Below are 20,490 nucleotides of genomic sequence, written 5' to 3'. Positions count from 1 at the left end.
CCACCGGTGCCGAAACGTCACAGGATATAGCGCGACAGGTCAGTGTTGGCCGCCAGCGCGCCGACATGCTTGCGCACATATTCGGCGTCGATCAGCAGCTTGTTGCCGGGCTTGTCGGGAGCCTCGAAGGAGATCTCGTCGAGCACGCGCTCCATCACCGTCTGGAGACGCCGCGCGCCGATATTCTCGACGCTGGCATTGAGCTGCACCGCCACGTCGGCCAGGGCATCGAGCGCGTCCTCGGTGAATTCCAGATCGACGCTTTCCGTCTGCATCAGCGCCTTGTACTGGCGGATGAGGCTGGCTTCCGTTTCCGTGAGGATGCGGCGGAAGTCTTCCTTGGTGAGCGCCTTCAGCTCGACACGGATCGGCAGGCGGCCCTGAAGCTCCGGCAGGAGGTCCGAGGGCTTGGAGACATGGAAGGCGCCCGAGGCGATGAAGAGGATGTGGTCCGTCTTCACCGGCCCGTATTTGGTGGCGACAGTCGTGCCTTCAACGAGCGGCAGCAGGTCGCGCTGCACGCCCTCGCGGGAGACGCCCGCCCCCATGCCGCCGTCGCGCGCGGCGATCTTGTCGATCTCGTCGATAAAGACGATGCCGTCGTTTTCGGCGGAGTGAATCGCTTCGCGCTGGATCTGCTCGTTGTCGAGCAGCTTGTCGGATTCGTCGTCGACCAGGACCTTGTAGCTGTCCTTGACCGTCGTCTTCACCTTCTTCGTGCGCCCGCCCAGCGCCTTGCCGAACATTTCGGAAAGGTTGAGAACGCCGATATTGGCGCCCGGCATGCCGGGGATCTCGAAGCCGCCAGGCATGCCGCCGCCGGTATCGGCGACGTCGACCTCGATTTCCTTGTCGTCCAGTTCGTTGTTGCGCAGCTTCTTACGGAAGCTGTCACGCGTCGCCGGCGAGGCGGTGGCGCCGACGAGCGCATCGAGCACCCGTTCCTCGGCGTTCATATGGGCTTTCGCCGTCACCTCGGCGCGCTTCTTCTCGCGCACCAGGCCGATACCGACCTCGACGAGGTCGCGCACGATCTGCTCGACGTCACGGCCGACATAGCCGACTTCGGTGAATTTGGTCGCCTCGACCTTGACGAAGGGCGCACCGGCAAGTTTGGCGAGGCGGCGCGAAATCTCGGTCTTGCCGACGCCGGTCGGCCCGATCATCAGGATATTCTTCGGCATCACCTCGTCGCGCAGGTCCGGCTCCAGCTGGTGACGGCGCCACCGGTTGCGCAGCGCGATGGCGACGGCGCGCTTGGCGTCGTGCTGGCCGATAATGTAGCGGTCGAGTTCGGAGACGATCTCGCGAGGGGAAAAATTGGTCATGGGGCTTCCCGTTTCTAGCAACGATCCCGGGCCATCATCAGCGCCGGGCCGTCCTTAGTCATGCATTGATCGAAAGCATGGAATCCGGCCTTTTCATAGGCCCGGATGGCATGCGCATTGTCCGGATGGGGATCGAGCACGATCCGTTCCATCCCATCGGCGAAAACCTTGTCTGCAAAGGCATCGATCATCGCCGGCCCGTGGCCGATGCCGACCATGTCGGAGGGGCCGATGAACTGGTCGATGCCGATCGTGCGATCCGGCCGGTCGCCGAAGGACAGGTCGTCCGCGTCGATCCGGTAGGATTGCAGGTAGGCGAAGGGCGTGCCGGCATGAAGGACGACAAAGGCCTCCATGCGCGGATCGTCGAAATCCTCCCTTATGCCGGCAACCTCCGTCGCCGGCTCGCCCCACCAGCGCCGGACGTGCGGCGCGTTCAGCCAGCGTTCCAGCATCGGCAGGTCGGCCTCCGTTACCGGCCGGAATGCGTAGGCCTCAGCGCTCGGCATCCAGCGTCTCCACCACGACATTGTGGTTGGTATAGACGCAGATGTCGCCGGCGATCTGCATGGCGCGGCGCGCGATCTCCTCGGCAGACTTGTCGGTGTCCATCAGCGCGCGGGCCGCGGCATAGGCGTAGTTGCCGCCCGAGCCGATCGCCATCGTGCCATGTTCCGGCTCCAGCACGTCGCCATTGCCGGTCAGCGCCAGCGTGACGGACTTGTCGGCGACCAGCATCATGGCTTCGAGCCGACGCAGATACCGGTCGGTGCGCCAGTCCTTGGCAAGCTCGACGGCCGCGCGCATCAACTGGTCGGGATATTGTTCGAGCTTGGCCTCGAGCCGCTCGAGAAGCGTGAAGGCGTCGGCGGTCGCGCCGGCGAAACCGGCAATCACGTCGCCCTTGGCAAGACGGCGAACCTTGCGCGCATTGCCCTTCATCACCGTCTGGCCAAGGCTCACCTGGCCATCACCCGCCATGACCACCTTGCCGTCCTTGCGGACGGTGATGATCGTCGTGGCGTGCATGGAAGCATAGGGGTTGTGTTCACTCATGGATAGACCTTCAAGGGCCCGGTTTCCCCGGACATGGCGCCGCCGGCGAGACGGCCTCGTTCTTTCCTATGTAAGCGGCGTTTCGCCAATTGCAAACGGGAGGCGGGCACGGTTTCGTTCAATGCCGGCATCCATCCCGCACCGGACGCGCAAGGACCGCCCGGCGCAAAATAAACCTTGCATTCTCCTGGCGATGGGCAGGTTATGGGCTGTCACCAACAGAGGGGTTACGGCAATGGCCAAGGGTCAAGTCCGAAGCAACAAGGAAGCGCGCAAACCCAAGAAGGAAAAGGGCGCTGACAAATCCGCCCCGCCCACGCTTGGCTCGCAGGTCAAGAACACCGAGAGCTCGCTCAAGAAGAAATAACGAGGATGCCGGCGAGAGCCGGCTTCCTTTTGCGCGCTTTTCCCGCTCCCTCACCCTTGTTTCGTCACGGCGACCGGCCGTGCGGCAAAGCCGTTCCAACCCGCTTTGAGGGACAGCGCTTTCGCGTGGTTTTCCGGACGGCTCCATCGCCCCGGCTGCAGGCCGTGCGGGCCGTTTCGCCATGCGCCGAAAGCGCCCGAAAGACTGGTCTTTTCATGACAGCCCTGTTAAGGAGCGGCGGTAAATTTCCCGGAGAAACCTCGAAGGAAAGCCAGAGGATAGAATGAGCCGCACAGCCAGCATTTCGCGCAAGACGAACGAGACCTCCGTTTCGGTCACCGTCGATATCGACGGCACCGGCACGTCGACCATTTCGACGGGCGTTGGTTTCTTCGATCATATGCTCGACCAGCTGTCGCGCCATTCGCTCATCGACATGGAGATCAAGACCGAGGGCGATCTTCACGTCGACGATCACCACACGGTCGAGGACACGGGCATCGCCATCGGCCAGGCCATCGCCAAGGCGCTCGGTGACCGGCGCGGCATCACGCGCTATGCCTCGCTCGACCTTGCCATGGACGAGACCATGACGCGCGCCGCCGTGGACGTTTCCGGCCGCCCCTTCCTCGTCTGGAACGTGGAGTTCTCCGCCCCGAAGATCGGCACCTTCGACACCGAGCTGGTGCGCGAATTCTTCCAGGCGCTCGCCCAGCACGCCGGCATCACGCTGCATATCCAGAACATCTACGGCGCGAACAACCATCATATCTCGGAGACGTGCTTCAAGGCTGTCGCACGCGTGCTGCGCACCGCGACCGAGATCGATCCCCGCCAGGCGGGCCGCGTTCCCTCGACGAAGGGTACGCTGGCCTGAGGGCACAGCTGGAGGCCTGTTGATGGCCACGTTCCTTGTTCTGATACCGCCGGGCGCCCGGAGCGGCGATGAAGCCGCCCGGATCGTCCGCGACCGCTTCTCCTGGATCGCACTTTTCCTGCCGGTCCTCTGGCTGCTCTGGCATCGCGCCTGGCTCGCCGCAGCGCTCGCCTTCGCCGTGCTGGCATTCGGCTCTGCCATCGCCGACCATCCGGTCTTCGGCCTTGCCGGTCTCGGCCTCGGCGTTGCGACCGGCCTGCTGGTCGCGCTCGAAGGACCGTCCATGGTCGTCGCCGGCCTTGAACGGCAAGGCTGGACGGTCGATGCGGCGATAGTGGCCGACGACCGTGCAACGGCCGAAGAGATTTACTACATGGAAAACCTGACCGGTGAGGCAACGGCGCACGAAAGCGCCCGGTCCCTCCTGCCGGCATCCGAGACCTCCGCCTGCCGGCACGCTCCCATGCTCGGCCTCGTGGGTTTCAAGGAAGGACGCTGAAATGCGCGTTGCAATCATTGACTACGGCTCGGGCAACCTGCGCTCGGCCACCAAAGCCTTCGAGCGCGCCGCCCGCGAGGCCGGTATCGACGCCGAAATCGACCTCACCGACAAGGCCGAACGCGTCGCCGGCGCCGACCGCATCGTGCTGCCGGGCGTCGGCGCCTATGCCGATTGCCGCCGCGGCCTGAATGCCGTGCCCGGCATGGTGGAAGCGCTGCGCGACGTGGTCGAGACGAAAGCCCGCCCCTTCCTCGGCATCTGCGTCGGCATGCAGCTCATGTCCTCGCGCGGCCTCGAAAAGACCACCACGGAAGGTCTCGGCTGGATCAAGGGCGACGTCGTGCTGATGACGCCGGACGACCCGGACCTCAAGATCCCGCAGATCGGCTGGAACACGCTGAACGCCAGGCGCCCGCACCCGCTGTTCGACGGCATTCCGCAAACGCTGCACGCCTATTTCGTGCATTCCTACCATCTTGCCGCGGAAGACCCGCAAGACGTGGTCGCAACCGTGGACTATGGCGGTCCGATGACCGCCTTCGTCGCCAATGGCAACAAGGCCGGCGCACAGTTCCACCCGGAAAAAAGCCAGACGCTCGGCCTCGCCCTCATCACCAATTTCCTGCGCTGGAAGCCATAACATGATCCTCTTTCCCGCCATCGACCTGAAGGACGGCCAGTGCGTTCGCCTCAAGCTCGGCGACATGAACCAGGCCACCGTCTACAATCCCGACCCGGCCGCCCAGGCGAAAGCCTTCGAGGACCAGGGCTTTGAATGGCTGCATGTCGTCGATCTCAACGGCGCCTTCGCCGGGACAAGCGTCAACGGCGCCGCCGTCGACGCGATCCTCAAGGCGACGAAGAACCCCGTGCAGCTCGGCGGTGGTATCCGCACGCTGGACCATATCGAAAACTGGCTGTCGCGCGGGCTCTCCCGCGTCATCCTCGGCACCGTCGCCGTGCGCGATCCGGCGCTGGTCATCGAGGCCTGCAGGCAGTTTCCCGGCAAGGTCGCCGTGGGCATCGACGCCAAGGGCGGCAAGGTCGCCGTCGAGGGCTGGGCGGAAGCCTCCGAACTCGGCGTGATCGAGCTTGCGAAGAAATTCGAGGGCGCGGGCGTCGCCGCGATCATCTACACGGATATCGACCGCGACGGCATTCTGACCGGCATCAACTGGGCTTCCACGCTGGAACTGGCCCATGCCGTCTCCATTCCCGTCATCGCGTCGGGCGGCCTTGCCTCCATGGACGACATCAGCCGCCTCGTCGCCCCCGACGCCCGCAAGCTCGAAGGCGCGATTTCCGGCCGGGCGCTCTATGACGGCCGGATCGACCCGGCCGAAGCACTCGCCATGATCCGTGAAGCGAAAGGACAGGCGGCATGACCCTCAAGGCTCGCGTCATCCCCTGCCTCGACGTCAAGGACGGTCGCGTCGTCAAGGGCGTCAGCTTCGTCAACCTCGTCGATGCCGGCGATCCGGTGGAATCGGCCAAGGCCTATGATGCGGCCGGTGCCGACGAACTCTGCTTCCTCGACATCACCGCTTCCTCCGACAACCGCGACACGATCTTCGACGTCGTGGCGCGCACGGCCGATCATTGTTTCATGCCGCTCACCGTCGGTGGCGGCGTGCGCGCGGTCGCCGATATCCGCAAGCTGCTGCTGGCCGGTGCCGACAAGGTCTCGATCAACTCGGCCGCCGTCGCCAATCCGGATTTCGTCGCGGAAGCTGCCGACAAGTTCGGCAACCAGTGCATCGTCGTCTCCATCGATTCCAAGAAGGTTTCGCAGGAAGGCGAAGAGGATCGCTGGGAGATCTTCACCCATGGCGGCCGCAAGCCGACCGGCATCGACGCCGTCGCCTTTGCCGAGAAGATGGTGGAACGGGGCGCCGGCGAATTGCTGCTGACCTCGATGGACCGCGACGGCCAGAAGGGCGGCTATGACATCGCGCTGACCCGCACCATCGCCGATCGCGTCTCCGTGCCGGTCATCGCGTCCGGCGGCGTCGGCACGCTCGACCATCTCGTCGAAGGTGTGCGTGACGGCCATGCGACGGCGGTGCTTGCCGCCTCGATCTTCCATTTCGGCACATATACGGTCGGTGAGGCCAAGCGCTACATGGCCGATCACGGCATCGCCATGCGTCTCGACTGAGGAGCGACCTATGAGCACCTTCACCCTTGCCGATCTCGAACGCATCGTCGCAACCCGCGCCGCGGCCGATCCGGCGGAAAGCTGGACGGCGAAGCTCGTTGCTGCCGGACAGCAGAAAGCGGCAAAAAAGCTCGGCGAAGAGGCTGTCGAAACCGTTATTGCGGCGATCGAGAACAAAAAAGCCGATCTTACAAGCGAAACGGCCGATCTGCTCTATCATTTGATGGTCGTATTGAAAATTGGCGGCGTCCCGCTACAAGATGTCATGGAGGAGCTGGAACGGCGCACGGGCCAGACCGGCCTAGCGGAGAAGGCCAGCCGGAAGAGCTGATGATCCAGGCATCGCGCGACAAGGACCGAGCGGATATTCCGGACGATTTCGGCAACCGCGACTATTCTCCCTACCGCTTCTTCACGGTGGACGAATGGGCCCAATTCCGGGCCGATACCCCCCTGACGCTGACGGCGGACGAAGTGCAGCGCCTGCGTTCGCTCAACGACCCGATCGACCTCGACGAGGTGCGGCGCATCTATCTGTCGCTCTCGCGCCTGCTTTCGGCCCATGTCGAATCCTCGCAGATGCTCTTCGAGCAGAGGAAGCATTTCCTCAGTCTCTCCGACGAGGCCAAGACGCCCTATGTCATCGGCATTGCGGGCTCGGTGGCGGTCGGCAAGTCGACCACCGCGCGTATCCTGATGGAACTGCTCTCACGCTGGCCGTCCAGCCCCAAGGTCGATCTCGTGACGACCGACGGCTTCCTCTATCCGAACGCCGTGCTCCAGCGCGAAGACATGATGGACCGCAAGGGTTTTCCGGAGAGCTACGACATGGGCGCGCTGCTGCGCTTCCTCTCGGCGATCAAGGCGGGCAAGCAGGCCGTCCAGGCGCCGATGTATTCGCATCTCACCTATGACGTGCTGCCCGATACCTTCCGCACCATCGACCGGCCGGACATCCTGATCTTCGAAGGCATCAACGTGCTGCAGTCGCGCAACCTGCCGGCGGACGGCAAGATCGTGCCGATGGTCTCGGATTTCTTCGATTTCTCGATCTATATCGATGCGGAAGAGGCGCTGATCCACAATTGGTATGTGGAGCGCTTCATGCGGTTGCGCGAAACCGCCTTCCAGAACCCGGATTCCTACTTCCACCGCTTCGCAACGATCAGCGAGACGGCGGCGCTCGCGATCGCCGAAGGCCTCTGGAAAAACATCAACCTGAAGAACCTGCACCGGAACATCCTGCCGACGCGTCCGCGCGCCGACCTGATTTTGCAGAAGGGCAAGGACCACCTCATCGAGACGGTCGCGCTGCGCAAATTATAAGCCGGCTTACGGCTGGGGTCAGGGATTGACGCGGCGAAGCGTCAGGTTGATGCGGCCCGCATTCTTCAGCAGCGTCGACGTGCCGGGATAGATACGGTCGACGCCGTGGAAGATCAGCCGGCTCTCTCCCCCGAAAACGAAGACGTCACCGCTCGACAGCCGGAAAGACCGGGTCGGATCACCACGGGAAACCCCGCCGACGCGGAACAGGCATTGATCCCCCAGCGACACGGAAACCACCGGCGCGGCGAACGCGTTTTCGTCGCGGTCCTGATGCAGTCCCATCTTTGCGTCGGGATCGTAGAAATTGACAAGACAGGCCTCCGGCGGCTTGTCGAAGCCGGAGACCTCCTCCCACAGGGCGAGAAGGGCGGCGGGAATGGCCGGCCAGGGCCGGCCCGTCTCGGGATGGACCGGCTGGTAGCGGTAGCCGTTGTCCTTGTCCGTCACCCAGCCGAGCGATCCGCAATTGGTCATGCGCACCGACATCGGCTTACCCGTCCTGGGCATGCGCGGCACGAAGAGCGGCGCCTCCACCACCACCTGCCGGATGGCGGCGACCAGCGCCTCCTGCGCCGCCCGGTCGAAATGATCGGGAAAATATCCAAGCCCCGATGCCAGTCCGCGCTCAGCCATTGCCGCCCCTCCCCGCTCAATCGCCGCCAGGCTTGGCGCGCATGCGTTTCACGTCGGCCCGGCCCGACTTTGCCTTGAGCCGGCGTTCTATCGAGCCTTTCGTCGGCTTCGTCTTTCTGCGTGGCGGCGGCGGCGGTTCTGCCGCCTTGAGGATCAGCTCCTTCAGCCGCTCACGCGCATCCTCGCGGTTGCGTTCCTGGCTGCGGAAGCGATTCGCCTCGATCATCAGCACGCCGTCCTTGGAAATCCTGCGGCCGGCAAGCTTTTCCGCATTCGCCTTGATGCGCTCGTTGAGGGACGGCGAGTTGCGCAGGTCAAAGAAAAGCTGGACCGCCGTCGAGACCTTGTTGACGTTCTGCCCGCCCGGGCCGCCGGCCAGCACGAACTGTTCGGTCAGTTCCCAACCGGCAATCGTTATGGAGCCGCTGATGTAAAGGGGGTCGCTGGCCATGGATGTTCCTTTCCAGGCCGTTGTAGCGGGCAGCCGCGAAAACGGGAAGCCCGTCCACTGAAACGAAAAACCCGGCCTTTCGGGCCGGGTTTCACGTGAATCATTACCAAAAGCTTACTCGGCGGCGACCTTCAGGCCGGGCGCTGCATCGCGCACGCCGCCGTCCACCTGGTTTTCGAACTTCTCGAAATTCACGATGAACATGTCGACGAGCTTCTTGGCCTGCTTGTCGTAGGCCGCGCCATTCGCCCAGGTCGAGCGCGGGTCGAGGATCTTCGTGTCGACGCCCGGCACCGAAACGGGCACCTGGAAGCCGAAATTGTCGTCGCGGCGGAACAGCGCGTCCTTCAGCGAACCGTCAAGAGCGGCGGCGAGCAGCGTCCGGGTCGCCTTGATCGGCATGCGGCGGCCTTCGCCGTAAGCCCCGCCCGTCCAGCCGGTGTTGACCAGCCAGCAATCGACGCCGTGCTCGGCGATCAGTTCCTTGAGCAGGTTGCCGTAGACAGTCGGATGGCGCGGCATGAAGGGGGCGCCGAAGCAGGTCGAGAATGTGGCTTCCGGCTCGGTCACGCCGCGTTCCGTGCCGGCGACCTTGGCAGTGTAGCCGGACAGGAAGTGGTACATGGCCTGGTCGGGCGTGAGCCTGGCGATCGGCGGCATCACGCCGAAGGCGTCGGCCGTCAGCATGATGATCGTTTTCGGATGCGGCGCGTTGCCGGTTTCGCTGGCATTTGGAATGAAGTGCAGCGGATAGGCGCAACGGGTGTTCTCCGTCAGCGAGCCGTCATTGAAGTCCGGAACGCCGTTCGCGTCGAGCACGACGTTTTCAAGCACCGTGCCGAAACGCTGGGTCGTCGCGTAGATTTCCGGCTCGGCTTCGGCCGACAGGCGGATCGTCTTGGCGTAGCAGCCGCCTTCGAAGTTGAAGATGCCGTTTTCGCCCCAGCCGTGCTCGTCGTCGCCGATCAGCGTGCGGCTCGGATCGGCCGACAGCGTCGTCTTGCCGGTGCCGGACAGGCCGAAGAACACGGCGGCATCGCCATCAGGGCCGACATTGGCCGAGCAGTGCATCGGCATGACCTTCTTCGACGGCAGCAGCCAGTTGAGGACGGTGAAGACCGACTTCTTCATCTCGCCGGCATAGTAGGTACCGGCAATGAGCACGATGCCGCGCGAAAGATCGCAGGCGATCATGGTTTCCGTGCGGGCGCCGTGGCGCGCCGGGTCAGCCTTGAAGGTCGGCAGGTCGATGATCGTCAGCTTTGGCACGAAGCCGGCAAGATCCTTCTCTTCCGGACGGATGAGCAGGTTGCGGATGAACAGCGAATGCCAGGCAAGTTCCGTGACGACGCGGGTCGGCAGGGCATATTCGGCATCGGCACCGCCGACGAGATCCTGCACGAAGAGGTCGCGGCCGGCGGCATGCGCCAGCATGTCGGCATGAAGCACGTCGAAATGCTCGCGCGACACGGCCTTGTTGTTGTCCCACCAAATGGCGCCGTCGGTGTTTTCGTCGCGTACGACGAACTTGTCCTTCGGCGAGCGGCCGGTGTGCTGGCCGGTCAGCGCGCGAAGGGCGCCGTGGGCGGTCTTGACAGCTTCGCCGCGGCCGAGCGCCTCTTCATAGAGGGCTTCTGCTGCAAAGTTGTACCGGACCGTGCCGTTGGTGTCGATGCCCATCGAGGCGAGCCCCTGAGCGGGGTTGCGAATGCCAAGTTCCTGCATGGTCCAGTTTCCCTCCATGGACGAAGACCCAGGTGAATTTTGCGGAACCTAATATTCGCCCGTCATAAAAACAAGAGGAGAATCGAAATTAGGCAATGATATCAATTAATTAATCGATTTAAATAATAGTCTTACTTTTTTAATCGTTTGAATAATCGATTTAAAAATGACTCGGAAACGCGGCCTCGAACGTCTCCCTTTATCTTTGCCACAATTTGTTCCACCTTTACCCCCAGACAAGCGTCTCACTCATCCAGGACAGGAACTCGAATCCGAGGTCGGGAAAGGCGCCCATGAATATGGAGACTAGCAGGATGCAGACGATCGCACTCGTCGACGACGACCGGAATATCCTCACATCCGTGTCGATCGCACTGGAGGCCGAGGGTTACAAGGTGGAGACCTATACGGACGGCGCCTCGGCGCTCGACGGCCTTCTCGCCCGCCCTCCGCACCTTGCAATCTTCGATATCAAGATGCCCCGCATGGACGGCATGGAGCTCTTGCGGCGGCTGCGCCAGAAGTCGGACATCCCCGTCATCTTCCTCACCTCGAAGGACGAGGAGATCGACGAACTGTTCGGCCTCAAGATGGGCGCCGACGACTTCATCACCAAGCCGTTCTCGCAGCGCCTGCTGGTCGAGCGCGTCAAGGCGATCCTGCGGCGCGCCTCGAGCCGCGAGGCGGCGGCCTCGGCCGGCAGCGGCAATGCCGCAAAGCCCGGCGAGGTCACGGCCCGCTCGCTCGAACGCGGCCAGCTCGTCATGGACCAGGAGCGCCATACCTGCACCTGGAAGGGCGAGCCGGTAACGCTGACCGTCACGGAGTTCCTCATCCTGCATTCGCTGGCCCAGCGCCCCGGTGTCGTGAAGAGCCGCGATTCGCTGATGGATGCGGCCTATGACGAGCAGGTCTATGTCGACGACCGCACGATCGACAGCCACATCAAGCGGCTTCGCAAGAAGTTCAAGATGGTCGACGACGACTTCGACATGATCGAAACCCTCTACGGCGTCGGCTACCGCTTCCGCGAATCGGCCTGAGGCGCACCGCGCCTTCGATGCGATTTCACTTGCATCGAAGGCGGCGGCGATGGCATGCCGCAGTCCGGGCGGCGTGCGACGCCGCTCGCATGCAAGGATAGGACCGCGTGTCGCAGAAGATGCTCGAAAGGGATGGAGGGGAAGCCGACAGCCGGCCCGCGCCGCGTTCGTTCCGGCGTCGCTGGACCCATCCCTTCACGCTGGCGCGCCGCATCTTCGGCAATGCGGTCTTTTCCAGCCTCACGCGCCGCATCATGTTCTTCAACCTCGTCGCGCTCGTCGTGCTCGTCGCAGGTATCCTCTACCTCAACCAGTTCCGCGAAGGCCTGATAGATGCGCGCGTCGAAAGCCTGCTGACGCAGGGCGAAATCATCGCCGGCGCGATTTCAGCCTCAGCTTCGGTCGACACCAATTCGATCACCATCGATCCGGAAAAGCTGCTCGAACTTCAGGCCGGCCAGAGCATCACGCCGCTGCCGAACGACGAGGACCTGGAATTCCCGATCAATCCCGAGCGCGTCGCCCCTGTCCTCAGGCGGCTGATCTCGCCCACCCGCACCCGCGCGCGCATCTACGATACGGATGCGAACCTGCTGCTCGATTCACGCCACCTCTATACCCAGGGCCAGGTGCTGCGCTTCGACCTGCCACCGGTGGAGCCGGAAAGCAGCAGCCTCATCGATCGCCTGAATGTGTGGTTCAACCGCATCCTCCAGCCGAGCAACCTGCCGCAATACAAGGAAGCGCCGGGCGGTGACGGCGCGATCTATCCGGAAGTGATGAATGCGCTGACCGGCGTGCGCGGCTATGTGGTGCGCGTCAACGACAAGGGCGAGCTGATCGTCTCGGTGGCCGTGCCGGTGCAGCGCTTCCGCGCCGTGCTCGGCGTGCTGCTTCTTTCAACGCAGGCCGGCGACATCGACAAGATCGTGCATGCCGAGCGCCTTGCCATCATGCGGGTCGCGGGCGTTGCCGGCCTCGTCAACATCGCGCTGTCGCTGCTGCTCTCCAGCACCATCGCCAACCCGCTGCGCCGGCTTTCGGCCGCGGCGGTGCGCGTGCGCCGCGGCGCCAAGGACCGTGAGGAAATCCCCGACTTCTCCGTGCGCCAGGACGAGATCGGCAACCTTTCCATTGCCCTGCGCCAGATGACGGCGGCGCTCTACGACCGCATCGACGCGATCGAGAGTTTCGCGGCCGACGTCAGTCACGAACTGAAAAACCCGCTGACCTCGCTGCGCAGCGCCGTGGAGACCCTGCCGCTCGCCCGCACGGAGGATTCCAAGAAGCGCCTGCTCGACATCATCCAGCACGACGTGCGCCGCCTCGACCGCCTGATCAGCGACATTTCCGACGCCTCGCGCCTCGATGCCGAACTTGCCCGCAGCGACGCGCGCACCGTCGATCTCGAAAAACTGCTCGGCGACCTCATCGACATTTCCCGCCAGGTCAATACGCGCAAGAAGCCGGTCGTCCTCGACTTCGTCGTCGACCGGAAGGACAATCCGAAGACCAGGTTCGAAATCAGCGGCTATGAGCTGCGTATCGGCCAGATCGTGACCAACCTCATCGAGAATGCCCGCTCCTTCGTGCCCGATCCGGGCGGACGCATCGTCGTTCGCCTGTCGCGCGGCCGCAACGACCGCTGCATCATCCAGATCGAGGACAACGGGCCCGGCATCCAGGCGGAAGATATCGACCGCATCTTCGAGCGCTTCTACACGGACCGCCCGGCCACCGAGGATTTTGGTCAGAATTCCGGCCTCGGCCTCTCCATCTCGCGGCAGATCGCCGAGGCACATGGCGGCACGCTGAAGGCGGAAAATATCACCGACAAGGAGACCGGCGAAATCACCGGCGCCCGCTTCACGCTCGCCCTGCCGGCGGGCGCACAGAAATGACCGCCCCCGCCAACGTGCACGGAACGGCTATCGTGATCGGCACGACGGGCCTGCTGTTCGTCGGGCCTTCCGGCGCGGGCAAGAGCGCCGTCGCGCTGCATTGCATCGGCGAGGCCCGCGCCCGCGGGCTGTTCGCCGCCCTCGTCAGCGATGACCAGGTTCTGGTGTCGCAGGCGGACGGCCGCCTTGTCGCCCGGGCGCCTGCCAGCATCGCGGGCCTGATGGAAGTGCGCGGGGCAGGCATCATCAAGATGGAGACGGTCGAGGAGGCCGTGCTGCACCGGGCCATCCGCCCGATCGAGCCGCCGTTTGCCGAGCGCCTGCCGCCGGCGGGCGAGACCCACGAGGTTCTTCCCGCGCTTTTTCTGCCGCTGACCCGCCTGCCGCTCTTTCCCGGCTGCACGGCTTTCTCGACATTGGTCGCAATCCACCCGGAAATCCTGAAAAGTTGACTGCGAAAGACCGCGGCTGAAGCAAAACCGGGCATTTTGGGCTTGCACTTGGCCTTTTCGCTGACATGATGGCCAGCCCAGCGGTGGACGGAGTTATTGCATTGCGATAAAAGGCCGTCCGTCTGTGTCGGGAAACTGGAGCGACTGCTAATGATCGGACTGGTGCTTGTCACCCATGGCAAGCTGGCGGATGAATTCCGGCACGCCCTCGAACACGTCGTCGGTCCGCAAAAGGCCATCGAGACGGTCTGTATCGGCCCCGAGGACGACATGGACCAGCGCCGCCAGGATATCCTGGAAGCGGTCATGACCGCCGATCAGGGCCATGGCGTCATCATCCTCACCGACATGTTCGGCGGCACGCCGTCGAACCTTGCCATTTCGGTGATGACGGGCGAGGGCATCGAGGTGATTGCCGGCGTCAACCTTCCCATGCTGATCAAGCTCGCCGGCATTCGCGGCGAGAACAACATGGAAAAGGCGCTGATCGACGCATCGGAGGCCGGCCGCAAATATATCAACGTGGCGAGCCGCGTGCTCAGCGGCAAATAAGGTCTCCTATCGTCCATGACCGCCTCGAAAGAGCTTCTCATCATCAACAAGCGGGGTCTGCACGCCCGCGCCTCGGCGAAATTCGTCCAGACGGTCGATGGCTACGATGCGGAGGTCACCGTCTCCAAGGACGGCATGACCGTGGGCGGCACCTCGATCATGGGCCTGATGATGCTGGCCGCCAGCCCCGGCTGCAGCGTGTTCGTCACCGCGACGGGCGCCCAGGCGCGCGAGGTGCTCGACGCGCTCGACACGCTTGTCGCCGACCGCTTCGGCGAGGAAATGTAAGCTTCCCGTTAATATAAGGATATAAAGACTTCTTTATATCCAGTTGCTCCAACCGCCGTTTCCTGATAGGAAGCGCCATCATCATTGCAACTGTTCGTTTTTTTTTGCAATTCCGGATGCAAACGGCGCTCGCTCTTGCTGGAATTGCCCAGAAGGCCGGAGACCTCATGACCACCACGCAGGACTACCACGTCGCCGACATCGCGCTTGCCGATTTCGGCCGCAAGGAAATTCAGATCGCCGAGACGGAAATGCCGGGCCTGATGGCCTGCCGCGAAGAGTTTGGCGCAGCCAAGCCCCTCAAGGGCGCGCGTATCACCGGCTCGCTGCACATGACCATCCAGACGGCCGTTCTCATCGAGACGCTGGTGGAACTCGGCGCGGACGTGCGCTGGGCCTCGTGCAACATCTTCTCCACGCAGGACCATGCCGCCGCCGCGATCGCCGCCGCCGGCATCCCGGTCTATGCCGTGAAGGGTGAGACCCTCACCGAATACTGGGATTATACCGACAAGATCTTCCAGTGGGCCGATGGCGGCCTGTCCAACATGATCCTCGACGATGGCGGCGACGCCACCATGTACATCCTGCTCGGCGCACGCGCCGAAGCCGGTGAAAACGTGCTGGTGAACCCCGGCTCGGAAGAAGAGGAAATCCTCTTCGCACAGATCAAGAAGCGCCTTGCCGCCTCCCCGGGCTGGTTCACCAAGCAGCGCGACGCCATCCAGGGTGTGACCGAGGAAACGACGACCGGCGTCAACCGTCTCTACCAGCTCCAGCAGAAGGGCCTGCTGCCCTTCCCTGCGATCAACGTCAACGATTCCGTCACCAAGTCGAAGTTCGACAACAAGTACGGCTGCAAGGAATCGCTGGTCGACGGCATCCGCCGCGGCACCGACGTGATGATGGCCGGCAAGGTCGCCGTCGTCTGCGGCTATGGCGACGTCGGCAAGGGCTCCGCCGCCTCCCTGCGTGGCGCTGGTGCCCGCGTGAAGGTCACGGAAATCGACCCGATCTGCGCCCTGCAGGCCGCCATGGACGGTTTTGAAGTCGTGCAGCTCGAAGATGTTGTCTCCAGCGCCGACATCTTCATCACCACGACCGGCAACAAGGACGTCATCCGCGTGGATCACATGCGCGAGATGAAGGACATGGCGATCGTCGGCAATATCGGCCACTTCGACAACGAGATCCAGGTCGCCGCGCTGAAGAACTTCAAGTGGACGAACATCAAGCCGCAGGTCGACATGATCGAATTCCCGAAGGGCAACCGCATGATCCTGCTGTCGGAAGGCCGCCTGCTGAACCTCGGCAACGCGACCGGCCACCCGTCCTTCGTCATGTCTGCCTCGTTCTCGAACCAGGTGCTCGCCCAGATCGAGCTCTACACGAAGGGCGACGCCTACAAGAACGAAGTCTACGTCCTGCCCAAGCAGCTCGACGAGAAGGTCGCCCGCCTTCACCTCGCCAAGCTCGGCGCAAGGCTCACGGAACTCTCCGAGGAGCAGGCCGGCTATATCGGCGTGACGACACAGGGCCCGTTCAAGGCCGAACACTACAGGTACTGATCCTTACCCGGATTATCCACAACATCTAGAGGCTGCGCGCTTGACAAGGCGCGCAGCTTCTTTTTTGGCCCCATCCCTTCCCGAAGATTCTGGAACCAAGTATCGTTAAGGCGTTGATTCGGCGTGCAGATGCGGACCTTTCGCGCTGGATCGGGATGTCTTGTCGATCAGGCGGCAAACGGACGGAGACATACCGGGGATGATGTCGGAATTGAAACGAAGCCGTTCCGGGCAGGCTTTTGCCATGCCGGAGCGGGATGAGGCGCATTCACCAGCGCTGCAAAATGACCTTATGGTTAACGGATGGTTTACGGATGGCAGGCGCCGTCTCGTATCGATCCTGACGGCCGGCTCTGCGCTGGCCTCGCTTGCCGGCCCGGCCCATGCCGCCGGCCCCTATCTTGCCACCACGGAAATCGTCACGGTCTCCATGCTGCTCGGCGTGATGTCGGCCGCCATGGTTTCCGCCATCTGGATGATCCGTCAGCGCGGCCGCATGGAAGCGGAAAACCGCGAGCTGAAGGCGCATCTTTCCGATGCGCGCCACAACGTTTCCCGCCTGCAGGCGCTGATCGGCGACAAGAACCGCCGCATCGTCGTGTGGGACGGCCTTTCCAACAAGCCGGAATTCCTCGGCCAGCTTCCGGCCGAAACCGGCGCGCCGCTGGCCGACCGCGATTTCCTCGCCTTCGGCCGCTGGCTGAAGCCCAATTCCGCCGCCGAGATCGAACGCGCCGTCGAAAAGCTGCGCTCGCAGGCGCAGAGCTTCGACCTTGTCGTCGAGACAACCCGCGACGAGGTGGTGGAAGCCCAGGGCCGCGTTTCCGGCGGACAGGCCTTCGTGCGCTTCGTGGCGCTGAACAACCTGCGCGCGGAAGCGGCGGAACTCAAGCTCGAGCGCGACCGGCTGGTCGCTGCGCTCAGCACCCTGCAGGGCCTGCTCGACCAGATCGACCTTCCCGTCTGGCAGCGTGGCGCCGATGGTGCGCTCGCCTGGGTGAACGAAGCCTATGCCGAGGCCGTCGAGGCCAAGGATGCAACCAGCGCCGTTCATGAGGGCCGCGAACTCCTGCCGACCATTGCCCGCGAGAAAATCCGCGCGACGAGCAGCTACGACGCCCCCTTCCGCGACAAGGTCTCGACCGTCGTGCACGGCAATCGCAGCTTCTTCGATGTCGTCGATTCGCGCAGCGCGACCGGTTCTGCCGGCATCGCCGTCAACATTTCCGATATCGAGGCCGTGCGCGAGGAACTCGTGCGCACGCTGCAGAGCCATGCCGAAACGCTCGACCACCTAGCGACGCCGGTGGCGATCTTCGACGGCGAACAGCGCCTGCAATTCTACAACCAGGCCTTCCAGCGCATGTGGGAGATCGAGACGGCCTTCCTCGAAAGCAAGCCGGGCAATGGCGAGCTGCTCGACCGCCTGCGCGCCGGGGGCAAGCTGCCGGAACAGCTCAACTGGAAACAGTGGAAGGACACCGCGCTTTCGGTCTACCGCGCAATCGAGACGCAGACCGACCTGTGGCACCTGCCGAACGGCCAGACCCTGCGCGTCTTCGCCACCGCCCGCCCGCAGGGCGGCGCGACCTGGGTGTTCGAGAACCTGACCGAGAAGGTCGATCTGGAAACGCGCTACAACACGCTGGTCCAGGTTCAGGACGAGACGATCGATCATCTCGCCGAAGGCATCGCCGTGTTCAGCCCGGACGGGCGTATCCGCCTTTCCAACCCGGCATTCCGCGCGCTGTGGGGCATCAGCGAGGCCGAGGCAAAATCCGGCACCCATATCCGCGCCATCGAACAGGCCTGCGCGCCCTCCTATGACAGGCCCGACGGCTGGAAGCGCTTTGCGCACATGATCACCAGCTTCGACGACGAGCGGCCTTCCTGCCAGGGCATGCTGGAACTGCGCACCGGGCTGGTGCTCGACTTCGCGGTCATCCCGCTGTCCAACGCCCAGACGATGCTGACCTTCGTCAACATCACCGACAGCGTGCGTGTCAGCCGCGCCCTCACGGAAAAGAATGAGGCGCTGCGCAAGGCCGATGCGCTGAAGAACGATTTCGTGCAGCACGTCTCCTACGAGCTGCGCTCGCCGCTCACCAACATCATCGGTTTCGCGGATCTCCTGAAGACGCCGACCATGGGCGAGCTCAACGATCGGCAATCGGAATATGTCGACCATATCGCGACGTCCTCGGCGGTGCTGCTGACCATCGTCAACGACATTCTCGACCTTGCGACCGTCGATGCCGGCATCATGGAACTCGACTATACGGAGATCAATCTGACGGACCTGCTCGACGACGTGTCGATGCAGTTCGCCGACCGCCTGCACGATGCGCAGGTGACGCTGGAAATCACGGCGCCGGACAATCTCGGCTCCATGGTCGCCGACCAGCAGCGCCTCAAGCAGATACTCATCAAGCTCCTGGGCAATGCCGCGAATTTCGCACCGCAGGGCACCTCCATCGGCCTTCGGTGCTGGCGCGAGGGCAGCGATCTCGTCTTCACGGTCTCCGATCGCGGGCCGGGCATTCCGCAAGACGTTCTGAAAACGGTCTTCAACCGCTTCGAGAGCCACGGACGCCACGGCGGAGCGGGCCTTGGCCTGTCCATCGTCGAAAGCTTCGTCAGCCTCCATCACGGCACCGTCAGCATCGACAGCCATGAGGGCCGCGGAACGCTGGTCACCTGCCGTATCCCCTCGGCGACGATGACCTCCTTCGCAGCGGCGGAATAGGCACCCATGTCGCTCGACATCTTCCTCGCCGACGAAGCCGCAACCCTCCGCTTCGGCGAGGACATGGCGCTGGCTTTCAAGCGCGGCGACTATGTCGCGCTGGAAGGCGATCTTGGCGCCGGCAAGTCGACCTTTTCGCGTGCGCTGATCCGCGCCATCGCCGACGACGCCTATCTGGAAGTCCCAAGCCCGACCTTCACGCTCGTCCAGCTCTACGACCTGCGCATCCCCGTCGCGCATTTCGACCTCTACCGCATCGCGGACGCTGCCGAAATCGACGAACTCGGCTTCGACGAGGCGCTTTCCGACGGCATCTGTCTCGTCGAATGGCCGGACAAGGGGGCCGGCGCGCTGCCTGCGGAGGGCATCACACTCACCTTCGTGCACGAGGGCGACGGCCGGCGCGTTGCAATCGACGCTCCGGCACCGGCGCTTGCCCGCATCCGGCGCGCACTGGCGATCCGTGCTTTCCTTGACGGGCGCGGCTACGGGAATGCGGCACGCCGACACCTGACCGGCGACGCTTCCGTGCGCGCCTATGAGCATATCGAGGCCGGCGGCAAGCGCTACGTGCTGATGGATTCGCCGCGCCAGCCGCCCGGACCGATCCTCGCGCATGGCAAATACTACCAGCAGATCGCCCATATCGCCGAGGACGTGAAGCCGTTCATCGCGATCGGCAAATATCTCGTGTCGCGCGGCCTTTGCGCGCCGGCGATATACGAGATGGATATCGAGCAGGGCATTCTGCTGATCGAGGACCTCGGCAACGACGGTGTGCTCGACGAGAACGGCGCGCCGATCGCGGAGCGCTACCGCGAAAGCGCAGCTTGCCTCGCGCAGATGCACGGGCAGGCCTTTTCGCGCGATCTTCCGGTTGCGGGCGATATCGTCCATCGCGTGCCGGATTTCGACCGTGACGCCATGCAGATCGAGGTCAGCCTGCTGACTGACTGGTATGTGCCCTGGAAGTGCGGCACGCCGGCAAGCGATGACGAGCGGCGCGACTATGTCGCCATCTGGGATGCGCTGATCGCAAGCCTTGCCAGCGCCGAGCACAACCTGTTGCTGCGCGACTTCCATTCGCCCAACATCATCTGGCGACCGGATGCGGATGGCACCGACCGGGTCGGCATCATCGACTTCCAGGACGCGATGATCGGCCCCTCGGCCTATGACCTCGCCTCGCTCGTGCAGGACGCCCGCGTCGACATCCCGGACGAACTCGCCGACAACCTGCTCGAGCACTATCTTTCCCTGCGCGGCAGGGATTCCGGCTTCGACCGGGAGCGTTTTTCCCGCGACTGGCATGTCATGGCGGCGCAGCGTAACTGCAAGCTCGTCGGCCTTTGGGTGCGCCTGATGCAGCGCGACGGCAAGCCTTCCTACATGCGCCACATGCCGCGCACCCTGCGCAATCTGCAGCGGGCGCTGTCCCATCCCGACCTCGCCCCCTTGCGCGCGTGGTGCGAAAAGGCTGGAATCCTCGCGACCGAATCATAAGCGCGAGTACC

22 protein-coding genes are annotated in these 20,490 nt (G+C 63.7%); 16 read left to right on the top strand and 6 right to left on the bottom strand.

Going from position 1 to position 20,490, the window contains the following annotated elements; all coding sequences use genetic code 11:
- Nucleotides 1-17 precede the first annotated feature (17 nt).
- From hslU to hslV, 3 genes are read right to left on the bottom strand one after another with little or no spacing between them, the layout of a single operon-like run.
- A complete protein-coding gene (hslU, locus tag WA950_RS23050; RefSeq protein WP_424554079.1) occupies nt 18-1,328 on the bottom strand; it encodes an ATP-dependent protease ATPase subunit HslU in 1,311 nt (436 codons plus the stop codon).
- A 14-nt stretch (nt 1,329-1,342) separates the two neighbouring features.
- On the bottom strand, nt 1,343-1,837 hold the full coding sequence (locus WA950_RS23045) for a GNAT family N-acetyltransferase (RefSeq protein WP_424554078.1): 495 nt from the start codon (nt 1,835-1,837) through the stop codon (nt 1,343-1,345).
- Nucleotides 1,824-2,384: an ATP-dependent protease subunit HslV gene (gene hslV / locus WA950_RS23040; protein ID WP_424554077.1), complete on the bottom strand. Its 561-nt coding sequence runs from the start codon at nt 2,382-2,384 to the stop codon at nt 1,824-1,826. The genes WA950_RS23045 and hslV overlap by 14 nt, the downstream gene beginning before the upstream one ends.
- A 121-nt stretch (nt 2,385-2,505) precedes the next feature.
- Between hslV and WA950_RS23035 the strand changes: the two genes are divergently transcribed.
- The 8 genes from WA950_RS23035 (at nt 2,506) to coaA (ending at nt 7,614) form a co-directional block, all read left to right on the top strand.
- Entirely contained in the window at nt 2,506-2,751 is a 246-nt protein-coding gene (locus tag WA950_RS23035) for a hypothetical protein (RefSeq protein WP_424554095.1), read from the top strand.
- 283 nt (nt 2,752-3,034) lie between these two features.
- A complete protein-coding gene (hisB, locus tag WA950_RS23030; RefSeq protein ID WP_424554076.1) occupies nt 3,035-3,628 on the top strand; it encodes an imidazoleglycerol-phosphate dehydratase HisB in 594 nt (197 codons plus the stop codon).
- A 22-nt stretch (nt 3,629-3,650) separates the two neighbouring features.
- Nucleotides 3,651-4,127, top strand: a complete 477-nt coding sequence (locus tag WA950_RS23025; protein ID WP_424554075.1) for a DUF2628 domain-containing protein — start codon at nt 3,651-3,653, stop codon at nt 4,125-4,127.
- A gap of 1 nt (nt 4,128) precedes the next feature.
- Nucleotides 4,129-4,770 (top strand): imidazole glycerol phosphate synthase subunit HisH, encoded by a 642-nt coding sequence (hisH, locus tag WA950_RS23020; protein WP_424554074.1) that lies wholly within the window; start codon nt 4,129-4,131, stop codon nt 4,768-4,770.
- Between the two features lies 1 nt (nt 4,771).
- A complete protein-coding gene (gene hisA, locus WA950_RS23015; RefSeq protein ID WP_424554073.1) occupies nt 4,772-5,515 on the top strand; it encodes a 1-(5-phosphoribosyl)-5-[(5-phosphoribosylamino)methylideneamino]imidazole-4-carboxamide isomerase in 744 nt (247 codons plus the stop codon).
- A complete protein-coding gene (gene hisF, locus WA950_RS23010; RefSeq protein ID WP_424554072.1) occupies nt 5,512-6,288 on the top strand; it encodes an imidazole glycerol phosphate synthase subunit HisF in 777 nt (258 codons plus the stop codon). Before hisA ends, hisF begins: the two co-directional genes overlap by 4 nt.
- 10 nt (nt 6,289-6,298) lie before the next feature.
- Complete coding sequence (locus WA950_RS23005; RefSeq protein ID WP_424554071.1) at nt 6,299-6,619, top strand: phosphoribosyl-ATP diphosphatase; 321 nt, start codon at nt 6,299-6,301, stop codon at nt 6,617-6,619.
- Nucleotides 6,619-7,614: a type I pantothenate kinase gene (coaA, locus tag WA950_RS23000; protein WP_424554070.1), complete on the top strand. Its 996-nt coding sequence runs from the start codon at nt 6,619-6,621 to the stop codon at nt 7,612-7,614. Before WA950_RS23005 ends, coaA begins: the two co-directional genes overlap by 1 nt.
- Nucleotides 7,615-7,632: 18 nt before the next feature.
- Here the strand turns inward: coaA and WA950_RS22995 are convergent, their stop codons facing one another.
- The 3 genes from WA950_RS22995 to WA950_RS22985 all read right to left on the bottom strand — a co-directional run bounded on the left by WA950_RS22995 (nt 7,633) and on the right by WA950_RS22985 (nt 10,426).
- Nucleotides 7,633-8,250 (bottom strand): alpha-ketoglutarate-dependent dioxygenase AlkB family protein, encoded by a 618-nt coding sequence (locus WA950_RS22995; protein WP_424554069.1) that lies wholly within the window; start codon nt 8,248-8,250, stop codon nt 7,633-7,635.
- 16 nt (nt 8,251-8,266) lie between these two features.
- Nucleotides 8,267-8,701 (bottom strand): alternative ribosome rescue aminoacyl-tRNA hydrolase ArfB, encoded by a 435-nt coding sequence (gene arfB, locus WA950_RS22990; protein WP_424554068.1) that lies wholly within the window; start codon nt 8,699-8,701, stop codon nt 8,267-8,269.
- Between the two features lie 114 nt (nt 8,702-8,815).
- A complete protein-coding gene (locus WA950_RS22985; protein ID WP_424554067.1) occupies nt 8,816-10,426 on the bottom strand; it encodes a phosphoenolpyruvate carboxykinase in 1,611 nt (536 codons plus the stop codon).
- 314 nt (nt 10,427-10,740) lie between these two features.
- On the opposite strand from WA950_RS22985, the gene WA950_RS22980 reads away from it, so the two are divergent.
- The 8 genes from WA950_RS22980 to tsaE all read left to right on the top strand — a co-directional run bounded on the left by WA950_RS22980 (nt 10,741) and on the right by tsaE (nt 20,479).
- Nucleotides 10,741-11,469: a response regulator transcription factor gene (locus WA950_RS22980; RefSeq protein WP_424554066.1), complete on the top strand. Its 729-nt coding sequence runs from the start codon at nt 10,741-10,743 to the stop codon at nt 11,467-11,469.
- A 119-nt stretch (nt 11,470-11,588) separates the two neighbouring features.
- Nucleotides 11,589-13,370 carry a stimulus-sensing domain-containing protein gene (locus WA950_RS22975; RefSeq protein ID WP_424554094.1) on the top strand — a complete coding sequence of 594 codons (1,782 nt, stop codon included), beginning with the start codon at nt 11,589-11,591 and terminating at the stop codon, nt 13,368-13,370.
- Nucleotides 13,367-13,822: an HPr kinase/phosphorylase gene (locus tag WA950_RS22970; RefSeq protein ID WP_424554065.1), complete on the top strand. Its 456-nt coding sequence runs from the start codon at nt 13,367-13,369 to the stop codon at nt 13,820-13,822. Before WA950_RS22975 ends, WA950_RS22970 begins: the two co-directional genes overlap by 4 nt.
- A gap of 150 nt (nt 13,823-13,972) precedes the next feature.
- The gene (locus WA950_RS22965) at nt 13,973-14,374 is read left to right on the top strand and encodes a PTS sugar transporter subunit IIA (RefSeq protein WP_424554064.1); all 402 of its coding nucleotides are present in this window, start codon (nt 13,973-13,975) and stop codon (nt 14,372-14,374) included.
- A 15-nt stretch (nt 14,375-14,389) separates the two neighbouring features.
- Entirely contained in the window at nt 14,390-14,662 is a 273-nt protein-coding gene (locus WA950_RS22960; protein ID WP_424554063.1) for an HPr family phosphocarrier protein, read from the top strand.
- A 167-nt stretch (nt 14,663-14,829) separates the two neighbouring features.
- Nucleotides 14,830-16,230, top strand: coding sequence for an adenosylhomocysteinase (ahcY, locus tag WA950_RS22955; RefSeq protein WP_424554062.1), 1,401 nt, complete (start codon nt 14,830-14,832; stop codon nt 16,228-16,230).
- Nucleotides 16,231-16,432: 202 nt separating this feature from the next.
- Nucleotides 16,433-18,976, top strand: a complete 2,544-nt coding sequence (locus tag WA950_RS22950; RefSeq protein WP_424554061.1) for an ATP-binding protein — start codon at nt 16,433-16,435, stop codon at nt 18,974-18,976.
- A 6-nt stretch (nt 18,977-18,982) separates the two neighbouring features.
- A complete protein-coding gene (gene tsaE / locus WA950_RS22945; protein WP_424554060.1) occupies nt 18,983-20,479 on the top strand; it encodes a tRNA (adenosine(37)-N6)-threonylcarbamoyltransferase complex ATPase subunit type 1 TsaE in 1,497 nt (498 codons plus the stop codon).
- The last annotated feature ends 11 nt before the right edge of the window (nt 20,480-20,490 follow it).

This window comes from Shinella sp. (genome assembly GCF_049651085.1).
In the GTDB taxonomy this organism is placed as follows: Bacteria; Pseudomonadota; Alphaproteobacteria; order Rhizobiales; family Rhizobiaceae; genus Shinella.
This window is presented reverse-complemented; position numbering and strand designations above follow the sequence as displayed.